Source organism: Flagellimonas alvinocaridis (genome assembly GCF_965248585.1).
In the GTDB taxonomy this organism is placed as follows: domain Bacteria; phylum Bacteroidota; class Bacteroidia; order Flavobacteriales; family Flavobacteriaceae; genus Flagellimonas; species Flagellimonas alvinocaridis.
The window spans coordinates 3580929-3594910 of the sequence record NZ_OZ252111.1 but is presented as its reverse complement, the minus strand read 5'-3'; the positions used below and the strand labels follow the sequence as shown (position 1 = coordinate 3594910).

14 protein-coding genes are annotated in these 13982 nt (G+C 44.9%); 2 read left to right on the top strand and 12 right to left on the bottom strand.

From position 1 onward, the window contains the following. Positions 1-13 precede the first annotated feature (13 nt). Positions 14-1414, top strand: coding sequence for an MATE family efflux transporter (locus tag ACP14V_RS16125; RefSeq protein WP_272608968.1), 1401 nt, complete (start codon positions 14-16; stop codon positions 1412-1414). Here the strand turns inward: ACP14V_RS16125 and ACP14V_RS16120 are convergent. The 3 genes from ACP14V_RS16120 to ACP14V_RS16110 all read right to left on the bottom strand — a co-directional run bounded on the left by ACP14V_RS16120 (position 1411) and on the right by ACP14V_RS16110 (position 4098). Then, positions 1411-1839 carry a nuclear transport factor 2 family protein gene (locus ACP14V_RS16120; protein ID WP_272608967.1) on the bottom strand — a complete coding sequence of 143 codons (429 nt, stop codon included), beginning with the start codon at positions 1837-1839 and terminating at the stop codon, positions 1411-1413. The two genes, ACP14V_RS16125 and ACP14V_RS16120, sit on opposite strands and share 4 nt — an antisense overlap. Before the next feature lie 15 nt (positions 1840-1854). Next, positions 1855-3006: a PQQ-dependent sugar dehydrogenase gene (locus tag ACP14V_RS16115; RefSeq protein ID WP_272608966.1), complete on the bottom strand. Its 1152-nt coding sequence runs from the start codon at positions 3004-3006 to the stop codon at positions 1855-1857. A 78-nt stretch (positions 3007-3084) separates the two neighbouring features. Beyond that, on the bottom strand, positions 3085-4098 hold the full coding sequence (locus ACP14V_RS16110) for a helix-turn-helix domain-containing protein (RefSeq protein WP_272608965.1): 1014 nt from the start codon (positions 4096-4098) through the stop codon (positions 3085-3087). 70 nt (positions 4099-4168) lie between these two features. Between ACP14V_RS16110 and ACP14V_RS16105 the strand changes: the two genes are divergently transcribed. Next, positions 4169-5269, top strand: a complete 1101-nt coding sequence (locus tag ACP14V_RS16105; protein ID WP_272608964.1) for a lactonase family protein — start codon at positions 4169-4171, stop codon at positions 5267-5269. A 9-nt stretch (positions 5270-5278) separates the two neighbouring features. Here the strand turns inward: ACP14V_RS16105 and ACP14V_RS16100 are convergent, their stop codons facing one another. The 9 genes from ACP14V_RS16100 to ACP14V_RS16060 all read right to left on the bottom strand — a co-directional run bounded on the left by ACP14V_RS16100 (position 5279) and on the right by ACP14V_RS16060 (position 13937). Beyond that, complete coding sequence (locus ACP14V_RS16100) at positions 5279-5695, bottom strand: hypothetical protein (protein WP_272608963.1); 417 nt, start codon at positions 5693-5695, stop codon at positions 5279-5281. 7 nt (positions 5696-5702) lie between these two features. Further along, positions 5703-6635, bottom strand: a complete 933-nt coding sequence (locus tag ACP14V_RS16095; protein WP_272608962.1) for an SMP-30/gluconolactonase/LRE family protein — start codon at positions 6633-6635, stop codon at positions 5703-5705. 71 nt (positions 6636-6706) lie between these two features. Further along, positions 6707-7171, bottom strand: a complete 465-nt coding sequence (locus tag ACP14V_RS16090) for a nuclear transport factor 2 family protein (RefSeq protein ID WP_272608961.1) — start codon at positions 7169-7171, stop codon at positions 6707-6709. Between the two features lie 90 nt (positions 7172-7261). Then, positions 7262-8026 carry a LytR/AlgR family response regulator transcription factor gene (locus tag ACP14V_RS16085; RefSeq protein ID WP_272608960.1) on the bottom strand — a complete coding sequence of 255 codons (765 nt, stop codon included), beginning with the start codon at positions 8024-8026 and terminating at the stop codon, positions 7262-7264. Between the two features lie 45 nt (positions 8027-8071). Further along, positions 8072-9163, bottom strand: coding sequence for a DNA helicase PriA (locus ACP14V_RS16080; RefSeq protein WP_272609320.1), 1092 nt, complete (start codon positions 9161-9163; stop codon positions 8072-8074). Positions 9164-9305: 142 nt separating this feature from the next. Then, positions 9306-10442, bottom strand: coding sequence for an SPFH domain-containing protein (locus ACP14V_RS16075; RefSeq protein ID WP_272608959.1), 1137 nt, complete (start codon positions 10440-10442; stop codon positions 9306-9308). Between the two features lie 124 nt (positions 10443-10566). Beyond that, the gene (locus ACP14V_RS16070) at positions 10567-11685 is read right to left on the bottom strand and encodes a P1 family peptidase (protein ID WP_272608958.1); all 1119 of its coding nucleotides are present in this window, start codon (positions 11683-11685) and stop codon (positions 10567-10569) included. A 12-nt stretch (positions 11686-11697) separates the two neighbouring features. Next, the gene (locus tag ACP14V_RS16065) at positions 11698-13125 is read right to left on the bottom strand and encodes a Gfo/Idh/MocA family protein (protein ID WP_272608957.1); all 1428 of its coding nucleotides are present in this window, start codon (positions 13123-13125) and stop codon (positions 11698-11700) included. A gap of 17 nt (positions 13126-13142) precedes the next feature. Then, positions 13143-13937, bottom strand: coding sequence for a 3-keto-disaccharide hydrolase (locus tag ACP14V_RS16060; RefSeq protein WP_272608956.1), 795 nt, complete (start codon positions 13935-13937; stop codon positions 13143-13145). Between the last annotated feature and the right edge of the window lie 45 nt (positions 13938-13982).

Genomic DNA, 13982 nt, shown 5'->3' with positions numbered 1-13982 from the left:
AACAACCATTGGCATGGCCAAAGTAACTTCTGACGCACTCGGGAAAGAACCCATTGGAAAATTATTGATTAAACAGGCCGTACCTGCATCCATAGGCATTCTGGTGATGTCCTTGAACGTGTTGGTCGATTCCATCTTTGTGGGCAATTGGATAGGTTCCATTGCCATTGCCGCCATTAATGTGGTGTTGCCCGTTTCCTTCTTCATTGCAGCTTTGGGAATGGCCATTGGTATTGGCGGTTCCAGTATTGTGTCGCGTGCCTTGGGGGCCAATAACAAGGAAAAGGCCCTTAAGACTTTTGGAAACCAGATTACGCTGACCCTTTTGGTTACGGTAGTCATGGTGGCTCTTGGACTTTATTTTGTGGACACTTTGATACCGGCCTTTGGAGGCAAGGGTTCCATTTTTGCCCCGGCCAAAATTTACTATACCATTATCCTGTACGGGGTCCCATTTTTGGCACTTTGCATGATGGGAAATACCGTGATCAGGGCCGAAGGGAAACCCAAATTTGCCATGGTGGCCATGATCATCCCTTCGGTGGGGAACCTGCTCATGGACTACATTTTTATCTATGTGTTCGATTGGGGCATGCACGGAGCTGCTTGGGCCACTACCGCGGGGTATTTAATGTGTTTTGGGTATATTCTCTACTTTTTTCTATCAAAAAATTCCGAGTTAAAGATTAGTCTTTCCCATTTTGGGTTGGACAGATCCATTCTTCAAGAAATTGGCTCCCTAGGATTTGTGACCTTGGCACGTCAGGCCGTGACCAGTATCACCTATTTGCTCATGAACAACATCCTCTTTAATTTGGGAGGGGAGGCCATGGTGGCGGTCTATGCCATTATCGGCCGGATGCTCATGTTCGCCCTTTTTCCTGTTTTTGGGGTCACCCAAGGGTTTCTGCCCATTGCAGGTTTCAATTTTGGGGCAGCACGGTATGACCGGGTCAAGGAATCCATTTATACGGCCATAAAATATGCCGCTTTGGTGGCAACCTTGGTCTTTGTGGTCCTGATGGTTTTTCCGGCTGAGATTGCATCACTTTTCCTGAGCAACAAGCCCCATTTGCCGGCAGAGGAATTGGCCACCAACGCATTTGTGTTGCAGCATTCCCCTTTGGCCATGCGGTTGGTCTTTGTGGCTACTCCGATTATTGCCTTACAATTGATAGGTGCTGCATATTTTCAAGCGGTGGGCAAGGCCATTCCGGCATTATTGCTCACACTTACCAGACAGGGCTTCTTTTTTATACCGCTTATTTTGTTGTTGCCCCAATTTATGGGGGAGATGGGGGTATGGCTGTCCTTCCCCATTGCTGATGTACTTGCCACTGTAGTAACCGCCTTCTTTCTAAAAAAAGAAATAGATCAAAACCTTCAAGAACAGACCGGTTCCCGTCAAGACTAATTTTCAGCAGGTAGGAGGGTGGCTGCCTTGCTTATGATTTTCCATTGACCCGAAAGTTTTTTTAATAGAAATAAGTCAATGAATGTCATATTTCGTGATTCAATACGTATTTCCGCTTTGGCCGTAGCAATATTGTGGTTTATATCTATAGTTAAAATGGTAGATTCCCTGCCATTGAATTCTCCTTTGGGACGATTTTCAAAAAGTTGAGCATATTCTTTTGGGGTGAGAACCCATAATTCCTGATCTGTTTTGGACAAAAACAAATCGGCATTCTCATAAAAAGCCTGACGAATCATTCCTTGATCGTTATAAGACGACCCTTTCAAGTACATGTCCAAAGTTTTTCGGACGTGCGCCTCTTCAGATTGTGAAAAACAACTGTAGCTTATAATTAGGCATAGCGCAAAATAGATAGATTTCATAATTGTGTGGTTTTATTATGGGATTATTTGAATGATTTTTCCATTTTCTTCATCGGTAAGCAGGTACAAGTTGCCTTTTGGACTTTGGGCTATTTTTCTTGACCGGACCCTGTCATCCAGAAATAGTTCTTCTGCACTTTTGATGGTATCTCCAACAATGTGAAACCGCCAAAGACTACCTCTCGAAAGCCCAGGCACAAAAAGATTGTTTCGCCACTGGGGGAACTCTTTACCTGTATAAAAACAAAGGCCTGTTGGGGCAACCGTATGTTGCCAAAACCAAATTGGAGAAGTAAAGTTGGTCTGTTCCAATTCAGGTGGAGTGTAATTTTTGCTACGCAGCTTACCGGAAGTAACATTGGGCCAACCATAATTGGCACCTTTCTTTAAAATATTGATTTCATCACCTTCAATCGTGCCGTGTTCCGTAAACCATAGCGTGCCCGTCTTGGGCTGTAACGCAATGCCTTGGGTATTGCGAATGCCTGTGGCATAAATGCTAGGAATGGCATCTTGCCCCAATTTTGGATTGTCGTTAGGGATGGTTCCATCCAGATTAAAGCGATGGATTTTTCCTCTCGGGTCTGTTGCATCTTGGGCGATGGGCAGCGAGGGCTCATTGTGTTCCCAAAAAAGACGTTCTCCCACGGTAAGGTACAATTTATGGTCAGCACCTATGGCCATTCCACCACCGTAATGATAGTTGATCTGGGTATACGGTTCGGCTACTAGAATGGTTTTTATATTGGACAAGGAATCTTTGTCCAAGTGGGCCAGAACAAATTTTATGGTTTTACCAATGTTCTCTTTTTTGGCCGCATATGAAAAATATAGCTTTCTGTTTTCCTTAAAATTTGGGTGAAGCAAAACTTCAAAAATACCAGAGTTATCACCAATGTGGACGGCACCAATGCTATCGGTAAGGTCACGTGGAAAACCCTTGATCTGAGTTTTAGTCCGACTTTGGAGATTTACTTTCACCAAATTGCCATTCTTTTCTGTGACCAAGGCTTCGTCTTCATTCAGGAAGGCGATGCTCCAAGGGCGGTTCAATCCCTCAAAAACCACCTTTTTCTTTGGTAGGGTAACAATTTTCTTATTCTCTTGATGATGGTTGTTCTTGCATCCCGCCAAAATCAGGAACATTATAAACGCAAAGTTTCGCATTGGGTGAATTTTTCCCCAAATAAACCCGTATTAGCTACCAATGGCTTTAAAGATCATGATCTTTAAAACGTTTTTAGGTCAGGAAGAGCCGTTTTGTTCTTTGTATTGCGAAGGAGTTTGGTTGGTGAAGGACTTAAAAGCCAAATTAAAAGAGGTCACATTTCCAAAGCCAGAGTCATATGCAATGGAAACTATTTTTTCATCCTTTTCCTTGGGTGAAACCAAAAGCTTTTTGGCTTTCTCTATGCGATGAAAATTCACGAACTCGGAAAAGTTCATTCCCTTATTTTCGTTTATTACTTGGGATAGGATTCTTGGGGAAGTATGCAAAGTTTGGGCAACTTCATTCAAGGTGAGCTTTGGGTTCAAATAAATTTCCTTTGTTTCAAATAAGCCAGTAACGGATTTCATCATATCTCTGGAAGTACTCTTGTCTATTGGTGAGGCGGAGTATTTTTCCAGTGAAAAGGTATGGTTCCGCATCAGCAGAAAAGAAAACATATACACTAAAAGAGTGAAAAAAATTGCCCCTCCAATATAAAAGGGAATCAACCCCGCGATGTTTCCAATATAAAACACCCAAATCAATCCTACACCAATGCCAAGATTGCGATACCATTTAAAGATTTTGGGTTGGACGCTTTGCACATTTTTTACCAATAATCTTGAGGCCACGATCAAATACACCAAAAGATGAGCAAAAACCGTATAATAAATAAAATGCGATATGGCATCCGGGCGATTGGGAATTACCCAACATAGAAGGGAGAACAGTAGGTAGGGCAAAAAATGAAGGTAAAGGGTCCAATGCAGCTCTTTCCTTTTTTTCAGCAATACCTCACCATATAGCCAGAAACTGGGGCCCACCAATAATATTCCTGCAATGCCCATGTTACGTTGCCACGGCTCTAAATCCAGATACACATTTAAAATAGATTTTCCAATGCGAAGAATCAATCCCAAAATAACCAACACCAAGAATCGGTGTGCCAAGCGATTCCCTTTTTTAAGTGTTAATAGGTAAAAACAGAGAAAAGTACCTTGGGCAACGCCCAAGCTACAGAGTATCAGAATTACAATGCCATTTTTCACACATTAAAGATAAAAAGTTGAAGTCATTGTGCTACTTTCACTACCTTAGAAAACTAACAAACCATAAAAAATGACGAAATTAATACCGGTATTATTAGGTGCAATATTGATTGTTGCCTGTAACAAAAAATCAGAAGAGAAAACCACCCACACCCTTTTTGTTGGAACGTATACCAATGGGGATAGTGAGGGGATTTACAAATACACCTTGGATACCGCAACGGGTGCGCTTGGTACCCAAGAATTGGCTGCCAAATTGAAAAATCCTTCGTATTTGAAGATTTCCGAGGACAAAAACAATCTATATGCCATACAGGAGACCGGCGATTTTGATAGTCTTGGGGGCGGTGTTACTGCATTCCGCTTGAATGAAGGTGTTTTGGAAGTCCAGAATAGCAAAGGGACCCACGGAAATGGCCCTTGCCATGTTTCCTTGTCAGGGGACGGTTATTTGGCCGCGGCCAATTATGGTGGGGGCAATGTAGCCCTGTATCAATTGAATGAGGATGGATCGCTTGCCGGAGAACCCCAGGTAATCGACCATAAGATTTTGGATACCACCAAAACCTCCCGTGCACACATGGCAAAGTTTACCAAAGACGGACTTTTTGTAGCGGATTTGGGATTGGATGCCGTAAAGCGTTACAAAAGGGAAGGGGGCCAATACGTAGTTGGTAACCAAGCCTCAATCGATTTGGCCGCTGGAGCTGGCCCCAGACATTTTACCTTTGGTAGAAATGGGGATATCCTATATGTGATCAACGAGCTGAACAGCACGGTTTCCGTTTTTCAAAAAGATAATGATGGGGCTTATCATGAGATCCAAACACAGTCTACGTTGGCTGAAGGTTATACTGAAAAAAGCTATTGTGCGGATATACACCTATCCCCTGATGGTAAGTTTTTGTATGGCTCCAACCGTGGGGAGAACACCATCGTAATCTTTGCCGTAGATCAAGAATCCGGAAAGCTGATCTTGGTGGGCAGGGAGTCGGTTCGTGGTGACTGGCCCCGTAATTTCTCATTGGACCCTACAGGTGAATTTTTATTGGTGGCCAATCAAAGGAGCGATAACATCATCGTTTTCAAAAGAGATGCCGAGAAAGGCACCTTGCAGTTCTTGAGTGAGACCAGTTTGGCCAGTCCTGTTTGTATTGCCTTTTTGGATTAGTTCTTTAGGCTATTCACAACGATACGTTTTGCCTTTTTCATCAAAGGTAGGAGATGTGTTGGGGCGAAGTGAGCCGTGCCAAGAATCCCGGTACCATTGATCAAGATCATCATCACTGCGATAATCCGCTGTAAAAAAGTTGAAGTCATCCGTAAAAGTGATGATGATATCCCCTTTTCCATCAGCATCATGCCATCTACCGGTCATCACGTTATTCTTTAATCGGCCCCAAACCCCACCAAGTGCGTTTTTGTGTATTAGATAGTAGGCTCCGGCGACTTCATCGCTGTCGATAAGGAGATCAAACCGACCTATTTCAGTACAATAGTTTTTGGAAATGATAGTGTCTTTCGCTTTAGTTTGAGCATAGAAGAATTGGCATATCAAACTACAAAAAAGACAGTAAATGGAAGTTCTATTGATCATAGTGGCATCAAATTTTAAGGCGAATTAATCTGTAGTTCTGCAATTGATCGGGTTGGATAATGGTATTGTTTTCCTGATCAAAGTTGTCCAATTGGGAATCTGAAACAAAATACATATACTCATCATGGATGGCAAATGTCGTTGGAATGTCGGATGGATTGAAAAATGACATGATTCTCTTTTCGGACAGGATTTTGGTGCTCTCTGGATTCAGTTCAAATTGAAAGACCCCATTTTGGGACAGGTCTCTTTTCCCATTTACTATGGCGATAAGGGTATTCTTATGGAATTTCATTCCATCGATTCCCTTAAACTGATTGGGTGGGTTCAACAACTTCTTTGAGGCGATGTCCAAAATCCGGATGCCAGAAGTGTAGGTGGCCAAATAAAGGTATTTACCATCATCGGATGCTGCGATGCCATTGGAATGTTTGATCTCTTCATGGGTAAAGAAGACCTCCAAGGCCTTTTTGGCCCCGGTAAGGGCATAGAGGGTATCACTTTCCGAATCGGTGATATAAGCGTCCCCATTGAGCGTTATGGCAATATCATTCAGGTAGATTACCTCCTCCGAGTTTAGGGTATACGACGCGATGAATTCCCCTGAAGTAGGGTTCATCAAAAGAAGAACGGACGAATTGTTGCTTTTGGGCAAGCTGTTCCCCAAGGCGAAGAGGGTGTCTCCTTGAATGGTCATCCCAAAACCGGAGAGGTATCCATATTCCTTGCTTCCAATAAAATCCTCGGCATGGGTGCCATCCAAATCAGAACGCACAATTTTATCCTTCTTCAAGCTGTTGAGGTATACTTTTTTGGAGGAAGGATCAATAGCGATGCCTTCGGGAATCAAATCTTTTTTGAATTTGAGCGGAACGGAATAGGTTTCTTGCGCGCCGGCAAGGGTACAGACCAACAGCAAAAGCCCCACAAGCATTTTCATTGGACGAGGATTTTTAGGGAAAATACTAAAATATAGGCCAGTTTAGGGGTACATTATCAGAACTTTAAGGTTTAGGGTATCTGCTTGATGCCGGATACATGGGAAGCGATTGCCTTCCATTGCCCTTCCCTTTTTATTAAGACATTGCTGGACTGATATATGGTTTTGATGGAGTCATTGAAGATATGCCCAGTACCACAGATCATGGCCGTGCCGTTGGGTAGGATGTCCAAGCGTTTTATTTCATAAAAAAAGGAATCGTGGGTGCTGGCATGTGCCTTGATCCAGGCGAGTTCTCCTTTTTTATCGGACCAGTTTCCTTGGTCGTCGATCATTTGAAAATCGTCCCCCAAGATGGAATCGAGTAAGAGAGTGTCCTGTTCCCGATAGGCTTTGGGCCATTTTACCTCTTTCAATCGGGTCAGAAGTTGGCGGTCTTGCCCTGTGCTATGGTTTTGTCCTGTTTCGGTTTCCGTTTTGGAGGTACAGGACCATAGGATAAAACATCCGATAGCGACACTTAGAAAAGTCTTCATTTGTTGAGTTTTCCCAAATGTAGCAGGAGTGATGCAAAACATATAACAACACTGGGTAAGTTGCGGAAAAATAAGGGTAGGTCGATGCCGTTAAACCTCCACTAGGTTCTTTCGGTAGGTCCTACTGAATTTAATTTTATCTCCATTCTTTAAATGGAGTATCCCATCTCCGCTACTGTTTTTCTGATGGCAATCCATAAAATCCACGTTCACCAAATAGGAACGATGCACCCGTTTAAAGGTTTTTGAACCGAGCATTTTCTCTACTGACCTAAGGCTTTGGTATTTTACAAAAACCCCTCTTTCCGTATGGAGCACAATGCAGTTGTTGCTGGTTTCAATATAGATGATTTCTTCAGGAATCAGTAAAAAATGGGAGCCGTTCCTGGACACTTCAATTTGAATTTTCCTTCCTAAAAAGGGTGCGATTGGAGTGTCAATTTTTAGGCTACGTTCCTTGTTTACAAAGTAAAACAGGAGCGCAAAATAGCAGAATAGGTTAACAGCGATATTGTTGGTAAGCCCGGCATGCAATAGATTGAAATTGGGAGAGGCGCAACGAAATACCACGGTCATCATAAAAACTACCAAAACCTGTCCGATAAGAATGTTCATTGCTGTGGCGGTAATGCCCAACCCTCCTTGAAGGGCCAAGGTTTTTCCGAAAGGTTTTTGCTCCCAGTTTTGGGCCCAAACTTTTATGTATTGGGCAGAGAAAATCCAAAAAACAAAGCTGGTCACGGCCAAAATGGTCAATTCGGAAAAGCAGGTTGCTCCTAAACTTACTTGGAACATACGGCCAATACCCATATTGAGCAGCACAAAAATTGATATCAGTGAAATGGGCTTGGACATATTTAAAGATACGGATTTTGGAATGGTGAAGCCAAGCAAGGAAAATTACTTTGCAAAGTACACCAGCAGAGCAATGATAATCAATCCAAATAGTACTGCTAAAAAGATTTTCCAAGCACTGTACGGCCGGGTACCGGAAATCTGTCCATTTTCACCATTGATAAAGAAATTGTACTCCTTGCCCTTATAGCGATAAGCACTTACATAAACGGGCAACAAAATATGTTTAAAGGTTTCCTCGGACAGCTCCATATCCATGTGGGTCACCCGTTGGGTATCCCCACCAATATCCTGTCGGCACCAGCGCATGGCAATGTCTCGGGCCACATCTTTGGAATGGAGGTGCCCATCTTTCAACGGGATGGTATATTTTTCGGTAACAAACCCAGAGAGAAAGCCACTATTGAATGGTTGCAGTTTTTGGAGGTTCCATTGGGCGATTTTTTGGGGGATCCTTCCCGATTTTTGTTGGGACGCCTTGATGAGGGTGTCGTCCACAAAACCAGAAATCTCCCCAGAAGCAGGATACCATCGGGTTTTGCGAACCTGTTGGGTCACCATTTTTCCGTTGGAGTTTCTGACCCTTCGGGTTTCGTAATAATATTCCCCCCGTTGCCCCGTATAGCTTGCTGCAAGTTGGGCATCAAAAGTCCAATACGGTAAATAGAGCCCTTTGGTAAATTGAGGGTCCAAAGCGGCCTTCTTCAGTTTGTTGGGGGCAAACCACAACCGGTTTACCCAATTTTTGAAAATGATAAAGGATTTCTTTTGATCAATCTGAAAGGGGAGCACCGCGCCAGGTAAGATCCAATCTTCCTTATAGGCATCTTCAATCACCAGAGGCATGCCGCAGTATACACAGTGGAGCGACTTATAGTTTTCTTCCACATGTTGATTGGCGCCACAATTTTTGCAGTGCAACATGGAGATTTCCTCACTGTGTTTCTGTGAGCCCATTTCTTTAAGGTAGGGATACAGCTCCAGTTCCTGAAAACCATTTTCGTTTATAGCAATTGATTCCTCATGACCACAATATTCACAATTTATGCTGGTGGTCCCAGGCTTGTATTTTAGCTCGGCACCACAGTTGGTGCAGGCTTTTTTGAGCTCGGTTTTTTGGATTTTTTGTTCTTCCATAGTTTCATTTCCGTGTAGGCGGAAATCCATATCAAAATTGATAGGCTGTCATTTCGAAGGAGCTAGCGACTGAGAAAGCTCAATGTGTAATTACTTAGATTTCTCAATCGTTGCTTTGCAACTCATTTCGAAATGACAAAAATTATTGTCCTGGTAACGGCGGCGGTGTGTTGCCTCCCAAGAACGATTTCAATTCTTCCACCTCTTTTAAGGAAGCCCATGCGGCCATGCCCTGCTTCCATACCAAACTATCACGATTGATGGCCCGGGATGCAAAAAGAGATTGCATTTGCTCATAGGTCACTGGTCCATGTTGTACCCCGTTGGATGCATAATAATATAAGGTTTGTGTTGGCATAGGAGGTGGAACAGCTCCTCCAACGGGTTGGGCGGCTTGTTGTGGTGATGCTTGCGTATTGCCCATCATACCACCCATTTGTTGGGCCAAAACAAATCCCATACCCATGCCCATTCCAGCTCCGGCGGTTCCCCCTTCGTTTTGGGCAGCGGCCTCAATGGCCTTGGCAGTTTTGAATTTGGTCAATTTGTCCAAATCAAGCTTGTCAATACGACTATACTCGAAGATTTCCTTTTTAAGATCTTCGGGCATGGAGACATTTTCAATGTAGAATTTTTCCAAGGAAATGCCCACACTTTCAAACTCAGGGGACATGACTTCGCGGCAGGTATCTGAAAGTTCGGTGGTATTGGCGGCATACAATTCAATGGGCAAATTGGCTTGGCCCACGGTATTCGTGAATCTTGTTGCAATTAAACTTTTGAGGTGCTCGTTGATCTCAAAATTGGTAAAGTTGCTATCCGTACCAACTATGTCTTTGATGAATTTGCCAGCATCCGAAATTTTAAAGGCATAGGTTCCAAAAGCGCGAATTTCAACCAAACCAAATCGGTCGTCACTTAAAGTGATGGGACTCTTGGTGCCCCATTTCTCGTCAGTGAACAAGTGGGTGTTCACAAAATACACTTCGGCCTTGAATGGGGAATTGAACCCGTATTTCCATCCTTTTAAAGTAGCCAAAATCGGTAGGTTTTGTGTGGTAAGGTCATAAGTGCCCGGTTCAAAGACATCGGCCAATTGACCTTCGTTGATGAAAACGGCGGTTTGCCCTTCGCGAACAATCAGCTTTGCGCCGTTCTTTATTTCATTTTGATAACGCTCAAACCGATAGGCAATGGTGTCGTCGGTATAGTCGAGCCATTCAATAATGTCAATAAACTCGTTGGTGAGTTTTTCCTTGATCTTTCCAAAAATATCCATGGTAGTGTTTTTTAGGTATTATGCTTTTAAAACTATAAAAAAACTATAGAGTTTCTATTAGGTTAGTGTAAAATTCAAGTGGAATGTTACGCAACGCGCGAAGAAAAAAGGATGGAATGAAGTGTTAGTCCATTTTATGAGCCGCTTGGAGCATTTTAAGCACCTCTTTCTTTGGGAGGGTCTCAATGGTATGGCCATTACGACCGGTCATGGTTTCAGCAGTGAAAAGAGAATTAAGGATGGCCTCCTCAGTAGCTTCTATGGTAGCCAAAAAAAGTGGGCTCATGGCCTCATTGCGTAAGGTTGGTACAGTTTGAATGGGATTTTCACTTTCATACGGGATTCTACATTCCTCTGCCGTGGAAACGGCAATCACATAATCCCCACTACCGTTACTCGCAATCCCTCCGGTTTTGCCCAAGCCCAACATGGCCCGTTTGGCCAATCGCTCCAAATTGCGGGCATCCAATGGGGCATCGGTCAGAACCACCATCATACAGGAGCCATCAGCAGAATATTTAAGTGTTTCAGAATAACGGTCGAGCTGCTTGTCCACATCCACACCCGCTATTTGCAAAACACCTCCAAAATTGGTCTGTACCAATACACCTATTGTGTATCCTCCCAGTTTTTTGGGAAGTATACGGGAAGAGGTTCCTATCCCTCCCTTGAATCCAAAACAAATGGTGCCTGTTCCCGCACCAACATTGCCTTCAGGAACTGCTCCAGTTTTTGCTTTTGAAATGGCTTGTAGTACATCCGTTTCGCTTACATGGCGTCCTCGAATGTCGTTTAAATACCCATCATTGGTTTCGCCCACTACGGCATTTACGGAACGGACCGTTTCGTTGCCCTCTTGATGTAAAGTGTATCCTATAACGGCATTTACGGCCGTGGGCACGCTCAACGTATTGGTCAGGATGATAGGGGTTTCCAAATTGCCCAGTTCCTTCACTTGGGTGCTGCCGGCCAGTTTTCCAAAACCGTTGCCCACATGTATGGCGGCCGGAACTTTTTCTTGGAAGAGATTCCCGGAATGGGGAAGAATCGCCGTGACCCCGGTACGGATGCTGTCGCCTTTTATCAAGGTGACATGTCCCAACCGCACCCCAGGCACGTCGGTAATTGCATTGTATTGTCCTGGTCTGAGCACTCCAATCTCAACACCATAATCCCGAATACGCTTCTGCGAAAACGAAAGTAATGGTAGTAGGATCAGCAGGGTCAGTACGGACCTATTCATAATAGGGGAGTTCTAAAAATCCCTATAGTCTCCAGAAAGGTAGGCATTGGCCTTTTCCTCCTTGAACTTTGCCGCTTGTGCGTCCCAGTGGAGGGTCTCCCCGGGGAACCTTCCAGCAATGGTGCCCAACAATATGGTCTCGGTGAGCCTGGCCCCATACTCAAAGGGTGCCGTGGTCTCGGCCTTGCCCAGACAAGCGTCCACGAACTGGTGGTAGTGCTTGGGTCCTTCGGACTCATAATTTCTGATAGGTTCGCCCAGATTGTGCTTCTCGCTCAACTTGGCAATTTCCTTGGAGATGTCCACGTACTTTCCTCGAATAATTTTCTTGGGCAACTGCATGAAGTGGGGGAGCAACAGACGTCCCTTTTCACCTACGAACATGGCTCCCTGTTCTGGCAGCTCGCCCTCTCCGGCCACCTTGGCGTCCAGTGATATTTTGTCCTCTACACTTTCCTCTTTATTTGATTTCTTAGCGGCCATGTTCTTGGCACCAGGTAGAATTAAGTCCTCATGCATATCTGGGGCTCCAGGGCCATCGTACCAAACCCACTTGAAAGTCTTGGAGGTGTACGGTGTGCTCGGGAACTCATAGGTTACCACGTTATTCTCTGGGTATCCAAACCCATTGGAAGGTCGACATTCGGTCTTAATGGTCATGGGAACGTCCAGCTCAAGGGCGTTGTACGGGGTGTCAAAGATGTGCACACCCATGTCACCCAAGGTGCCACAGCCGTAGTCCATCAACTTTCTCCAATTGCCGGGATGGTACATTCCCTCTTTATAAGGTCTTTTGGCAGAAGTTCCCAACCAAAGGTTCCAGTCCAACTGCGCTGGGACTTTGTCCTCTCCTTGCGGAAGGGGGCCGTCGTATCCCCAGTTCTTGGGGGACCAGGCATGCACGGTGTGCACCTTGCCTATGATTCCGGATTGGATTAAAAGTGTGGCGAGTTTATAATCGTAAAAAGAGTGTACCTGGATACCCATCTGGGTCACTAGGCCCTTTTCGGCGGCCATCTTTTTCATGGCGCGGGACTCCGATACATAGTGCGTCAACGGTTTTTGGCAGTAGACGGGTTTGTTCATCTCCATGGCCATCATGGAGGCCGGTGCGTGGGTATGGTCCGGGGTGGACACGATCACGGCATCGATTTGATCGGCCATTTCCTTCAACATGGTACGGTAATCGAAGAACACACGGGCCGTTGGGTGCAGTTTGCGCGCAGCGGAGAGGTTCACGGCATCCACATCGCACAGGGCCACCACGTCCACGGAACCATGGGACGATATGGCGCTAAGATCGGCAGCGCCCATGTTCCCCACACCGATGTGTGCAGTTCGTAATCTTTCCTTGAAAGGGGCTCCTTTCAACAACGAAGGGGCCACCATGATGCCCAGGGCACCTACACTACTCTTTTTAATGAATTCTCTTTTATTCATGGGTTGGTTTTAGCGGATTATAATTTTTTTATTTTAATGTTTCGGAACCAAATTGGGCTGGAGTGGTCTTGAAGTGCAATGAACCCTGTCTTGAATTTTCCGTAGTCAGGACTGTTCTTCCATTTGTCCGAGTTCTTCTTTTCCTGCCAGGCCTCGTCCCAAGGAACAAATGATAGTAGTAATTCGCCATTGAGCCAGTGCTCCACTTTTTCCGGGGTGAAGACAATCTTGGAGCTGTTCCATTCCCCAGCGGGATGCAGGGTCTTGTCGGCCTTCGGAGGATGCATGGCATAATCGGCCCCGGTCTGTTGCAAGGGCTTGAGCTCTTCAGGTTTATCGGTATAGCCCAGACTGGTGTTGTAGGCCGTAAGGTCATGGATGCGGGCATAGTTCTCGTCATCGATGAGCTGATATTCGGGCGATACCACTGGGGGACCGTCGTAACCTTCCTTGACATGGTAGAAAATACCACTGTTGCCCCCTTCGGGGAGCTTCCATTCCATGTAGAGCTCAAAATTCTCGAACTCCTCGGCGCCGTAGATGATGTCCTTTCCGCCCTTGTAGTCCTGCTCCATGCCCAGTTCGGTGTCGAAGGTCAGGGTGCTGTCCTTTATGATCCAGCCAGGGGGAAGGGTCTCCATGTTGTAGCCGCGCCAGCCCTCGGTGCTGGTGCCGTCAAAAAGATAGATCCATTCGGATTCTTTTTGCTCAGTTGTGTCTACGGTTTGTTCTTCTTCTTCTTGGGATTTTGATTGGTTTTTGCAGGCTGCCATCAGAACGATAAGAACGATGAGCCCAAAATAATTTCGCATAGTATGGGTTGAGATTTAATTGAGGGAGTTAAATTACAAAATATT

Bases quoted from the DNA above. Each gene is read 5' to 3' on its own strand.
- ACP14V_RS16100 (WP_272608963.1), bottom strand. From the start codon at position 5,695: ATGATCAATAGAACTTCCATTTACTGTCTTTTTTGTAGTTTGATATGC.
- ACP14V_RS16065 (WP_272608957.1), bottom strand. From the start codon at position 13,125: ATGAATAAAAGAGAATTCATTAAAAAGAGTAGTGTAGGTGCCCTGGGC.
- ACP14V_RS16115 (WP_272608966.1), bottom strand. From the start codon at position 3,006: ATGCGAAACTTTGCGTTTATAATGTTCCTGATTTTGGCGGGATGCAAG.
- ACP14V_RS16080 (WP_272609320.1), bottom strand. From the start codon at position 9,163: ATGGAAGAACAAAAAATCCAAAAAACCGAGCTCAAAAAAGCCTGCACC.
- ACP14V_RS16085 (WP_272608960.1), bottom strand. From the start codon at position 8,026: ATGTCCAAGCCCATTTCACTGATATCAATTTTTGTGCTGCTCAATATG.
- ACP14V_RS16060 (WP_272608956.1), bottom strand. From the start codon at position 13,937: ATGCGAAATTATTTTGGGCTCATCGTTCTTATCGTTCTGATGGCAGCC.
- ACP14V_RS16090 (WP_272608961.1), bottom strand. From the start codon at position 7,171: ATGAAGACTTTTCTAAGTGTCGCTATCGGATGTTTTATCCTATGGTCC.
- ACP14V_RS16105 (WP_272608964.1), top strand. From the start codon at position 4,169: ATGACGAAATTAATACCGGTATTATTAGGTGCAATATTGATTGTTGCC.
- ACP14V_RS16125 (WP_272608968.1), top strand. From the start codon at position 14: ATGGCCAAAGTAACTTCTGACGCACTCGGGAAAGAACCCATTGGAAAA.
- ACP14V_RS16095 (WP_272608962.1), bottom strand. From the start codon at position 6,635: ATGAAAATGCTTGTGGGGCTTTTGCTGTTGGTCTGTACCCTTGCCGGC.
- ACP14V_RS16120 (WP_272608967.1), bottom strand. From the start codon at position 1,839: ATGAAATCTATCTATTTTGCGCTATGCCTAATTATAAGCTACAGTTGT.
- ACP14V_RS16070 (WP_272608958.1), bottom strand. From the start codon at position 11,685: ATGAATAGGTCCGTACTGACCCTGCTGATCCTACTACCATTACTTTCG.
- ACP14V_RS16075 (WP_272608959.1), bottom strand. From the start codon at position 10,442: ATGGATATTTTTGGAAAGATCAAGGAAAAACTCACCAACGAGTTTATT.